This is a genomic window from Moorena sp. SIO2C4, from assembly GCF_010672485.1.
Taxonomy (GTDB): domain Bacteria; phylum Cyanobacteriota; class Cyanobacteriia; order Cyanobacteriales; family Coleofasciculaceae; genus Moorena; species Moorena producens.
The window spans coordinates 1-4,123 of sequence record NZ_JAAHGN010000684.1 but is presented as its reverse complement, the minus strand read 5'-3'; the positions used below and the strand labels follow the sequence as shown (position 1 = coordinate 4,123).

The following is a 4,123-nucleotide window of genomic DNA, read 5'->3' as shown; positions in this document are numbered from 1 at the left end:
CTTCATCAACTTTTTTTGTGTATTTATTCGTCAACTTCTGAATCTCGTCCTGCAAATCCCGTGACTCATCCTCAGAGATTTCCTTATTTTTGTCCTGTTTTCGGACAGAGTCAACGGCATCACGACGGATATTGCGAATCGAGACTCGACCTTCCTCCGCAAACTTACTTGCCATTTTGACAAATTCTTTACGGCGCTCACTAGTGAGTGGAGGAATATTTAACCGCACAACTTCACCATTGTTGTTTGGAGGCAAATCCAGATCCGAAAGAGTAATTGCTTTCTCGATCTGGCTCAGCATACTTTTGTCGTAAGGTTGGATGGTGATTGTACTAGCGTCTGGCGTGTTGATATTAGCCAAAGATTTCAGGGGGGTTGGGGTACCATAGTACTCAACCATCACCCGATCCAATAGACTAGTACTGGCACGACCAGTCCTAATGGTATTGAACGCTCGTTGAGTTGCCTCAACAGCTTTCTGCATACTGGTTTCGACATCAGCTAATTTCACAGGAACCTCCCACAATTGTTCCAACAGTTTCTCCCATAACAGCGCGGTGAATATTACCCCGCACCCTTAGATCAAATACCATAATTGGGAGGTCATTCTCTTTACATAATGCGATCGCAGTACTATCCATCACCCGCAAATCCTGACTTAGGACATGGCTGTAGGTCAGGCTCTGATACCGTCGGGCCTTAGGATTCAGCTTAGGATCACAATCATAAATACCATCGACTTTAGTTGCCTTAAATATTACCTCAGCATCGATTTCTGCCGCTCGTAAAGCAGCGGTGGTGTCAGTGGTAAAAAAGGGATTACCACTACCTGCACCAAAAATAACCACTCGTCCCTTTTCCAGGTGGCGAATGGCACGACGCCTGATATACGGTTCTGCCACTTCCTGCATTTCGATTGCAGTTTGCACCCGTGTCGGGATATCGTTTCGTTCTAGAGCATCTTGCAAAGTCAAGGCATTCATCACTGTGGCAATCATACCGATATAGTCAGCAGTTGCCCGATCCATCCCCCCTGCTGCAGCTTTAAGTCCGCGAAAGATATTGCCACCACCAACAACGATTGCCATTTGAACACCTTCATTCAAAACGGCAGCGACTTCAGCTGCGATTTCCTGAACCACTTCCGGTGAGATGCCGTAGCCCAAATTGCCCATCAAGGCTTCACCGCTCAATTTTAGTAAAACCCTTCGGTATTTTATCCCCATGCCACGACTCTTTGTTATGAAATTGTTATCCACATCAAGATAACAGTCAAATTTGCCATTCGTCATGGGTCATAGCTGATCGCTGATCGCTGATCGCTGATTTTTAATCCCAGCTTAAGGATTATTAGAGGTCTAACCGCTGGAAACCCCGTCTCTTTAAAGCGGGTATCAAAGTGAACAGCGCGCTTTTAGCCGTGAAAAGATTTCCTAGAAGATTCCGGAATCATCGTCAAAACCAATGTATAATAAATTATAGAGTACAGGCGGCAAAACCGTTGGCTCAACCGGGGTAGAGACCCGCAATTGATTGACCATAAAGTAGTAATGCTCGGAGGGTAGGGAATCTCCTCCTTAAAAACCCAATCATCAATTAACAGTTGGTGTGTGAACCCAGAAAAATCACTATGCACGAGAAAACGGTACGGTGGGGTTAGAAGTTACCGTAATCAGAGGGTCGCCTTTATAGTTAGTCGGCTATGAGTAAAAAGTTTTAACCTTTGTGATTAAGGCGACCCTCTGATAAGGTTTCGTTTCCGGCACACCGGAACCAAGTGAAAAGGAAGAGAAACGGACTTTTTAAGGCACTTCCTATTAAGTAGCTAAACGCTTAAGGAGAATCGCCCTCTGGGTCTGTCGTGAATTGACTAGGAACTTGGTTTTGACGGGTTTTTGGTTAAGTATTGTCCTATTTTTGGCGGCGTCATAGATAGGAACACGGCGGTTTAAGGCGGCTCGTTGATCTAGGAATCCCCGCGCCTTTAGATCGGGGAGTGTCAACGCCACTGAATAGGACTACCAGTTACTTTAGTTGATTGTGTTGAAATCTCTTGCCCTGCTAAAAGAGACGCGATCGCACTGTGTAAGTAATGGGCTTGTACTGCGTCACCATCTTGGGGATTATCATCAATTGACCCATTATAGCATACAATTCCCTTATGGTCAATTAAAAATGCCTCAGTGGTTTTCTGGGCACCAAAGCTGTGAGCTACATCTTGAGTTGGATCCCAAAGGTAAGGAAAATTCAATTGCTGATCTTGGCAGAACTGCTTCATCTCCTCAAAACTCTCTGCGGGGTACTGATAAACATCATTGGCATTAATGCCCACTAGGGTAAAACCTTGATGTTCAAACTCGTCTTGAATGTGTTTGAGTCTTGGGATGTAGGAATTGACATAGGGGCAGTTGTTGCCTAAGAAAATAACTCCCACTCCTGAAAAACGTTCTAAGTAACGGCAGAGATGGTGAACCTGCTCATCAGTTCCCGGCAATTCAAAATCCGGAGCATAACTGCCAATGGTGATGATGATTTTTTCTATAGTCATGGGTGATGGGTGATGGGTGATGGATCATGGGTCAACCCCCTTTACAATGCAAGCTTTGGTTAAGGGGAGATGATGCGATCGCTAATTAGCTCATAGACGAATTTAGCATCAAGGGTAAATTTCCCGACCCAATTCTTAATCGAGCCTATTCCACCTGCTCAGAATCTAAAAGAGCTTCTGGAGCATTTTGCCAACCTTCACCATAGGTTGTCGCGGCTCAATAGGCAATCCGTAAAATCACCACTCCTGCAGCTGACTATTTACTAGAAAACTAAACACTGAAAGCCCGGCATCTTTAGATTAGATCGGGGATGAAAGTGACCAGCGAGTTTAGTCGCCGTAAAAAAACTTCTATCAAGAGGTTGTCGCTACATTAGCGCCATAGTATAATTGAAGTATAGGGTACAGGCTGAAAAACCGCAGGCTGAGCCGGGAGAGAGACCCGTAACTTACCGACCTGAAAGTAGTAATGCCCGGAGGGTAGGGAAAATCCTCCTTTCTTGATGCAGTCGCTCATGGGGGAAACCCCCAAGACCGCGCTGCATCGCTAAAAACCCAACCATTGGCCTATGGCCACGCTACGCGAACGACTACCAATCGGTGTGTGAACCCAGCAAGACAAAACTTGAGAAAACAACGGTACGGCGGGGCACGCCGAAACCAGGTGAAACAGGGAAGCAACGGACTTGATAAGGCACTTCTCAATAAGTAACTAAACGCCCAAGGAGATTAGCCCGCTGGGTCTTTTGTGAGCTAAACTCAAACCTTGGTTTTGACGGGGCTTTGGTTTAGATATTGCTTAGTTTTTGGCAGCTTCAAAGATTAAGACACAAAGGTTTAAGGCCGATCGTAGATCTGGGAATCCCCGTCTCTTTAGAGCGGGGAGTGTCAAAAAATGTAAAGGTAACGCTATGGCATAACTTGGGATTTTTTGATCATGTCCTCCTCTTTCACAGCCCCAATCAGGGATCAGATTGAAACAAAAACCTGGATTTGGCAGGGCTTTTCTATTGGGTATAAAGCTTACGGTCATTCTGGACCAGCTGTGGTTATGGTCCATGGCTTTGGGGCATCTTCCGGACATTGGCGCAAGACCTTGCCAGTGTTGGGGGAAACCTGCCGATGTTATGCCATTGATTTGATTGGCTTTGGGGCTTCAGCTAAACCGACTCCTGGTATAGAAATAGACTACACCTTTGAAACCTGGGGGCAACAAATTGCCGATTTCTGTCGGGAGGTGGTTGGTGGTCCGGCGTTTTTAGTCGGAAACTCTATTGGTTGTATTGCGCTGATGCAAACCGCTGTAGATAATCCAGAGCTAGCCAAAGGAGTCGCCCTGCTCAACTTTTCTCTACGACTACTCCATGAGCGTAAACGGGCTGAACTGCCTTGGTATCAGCGTCTTGGCGCACCACTACTTCAACGATTCTTAAAGATTAAGTGGGTTGGCCTCGCATTTAGACCCCTAAAAATAGGGATAAATCGGTATTTAATACCACAATTCGGACATTGACATTTTACTAGCGCTAGAGTATAATTGAAGTGTAGGATTCAGACCTAACTATGCCCAAGAAA

3 protein-coding genes and 1 pseudogene are annotated in these 4,123 nt (G+C 45.6%); 1 reads left to right on the top strand and 3 read right to left on the bottom strand.

The window, feature by feature from the left end; translation table 11 throughout:
- The 3 genes from frr to F6K20_RS27145 form a co-directional block, all read right to left on the bottom strand.
- The coding region (frr, locus tag F6K20_RS27155; RefSeq protein WP_287296718.1) for a ribosome recycling factor at positions 1-511 on the bottom strand (511 nt) is incomplete at its 3' end.
- Positions 498-1,226 (bottom strand): UMP kinase, encoded by a 729-nt coding sequence (pyrH, locus tag F6K20_RS27150; protein ID WP_044492210.1) that lies wholly within the window; start codon positions 1,224-1,226, stop codon positions 498-500. The genes frr and pyrH, both read right to left, overlap by 14 nt.
- A gap of 773 nt (positions 1,227-1,999) precedes the next feature.
- Positions 2,000-2,548, bottom strand: coding sequence for a thioredoxin family protein (locus tag F6K20_RS27145; RefSeq protein ID WP_287265065.1), 549 nt, complete (start codon positions 2,546-2,548; stop codon positions 2,000-2,002).
- A gap of 937 nt (positions 2,549-3,485) precedes the next feature.
- On the opposite strand from F6K20_RS27145, the pseudogene F6K20_RS27140 reads away from it, so the two are divergent.
- A pseudogene (locus F6K20_RS27140) lies at positions 3,486-4,007 on the top strand (alpha/beta fold hydrolase); the annotation flags it as partial.
- Positions 4,008-4,123: the final 116 nt, after the last annotated feature.

Coding starts and splice junctions, on each gene's coding strand:
- pyrH (WP_044492210.1), bottom strand. CDS start 1,226: ATGGGGATAAAATACCGAAGGGTTTTACTAAAATTGAGCGGTGAAGCC.
- F6K20_RS27145 (WP_287265065.1), bottom strand. CDS start 2,548: ATGACTATAGAAAAAATCATCATCACCATTGGCAGTTATGCTCCGGAT.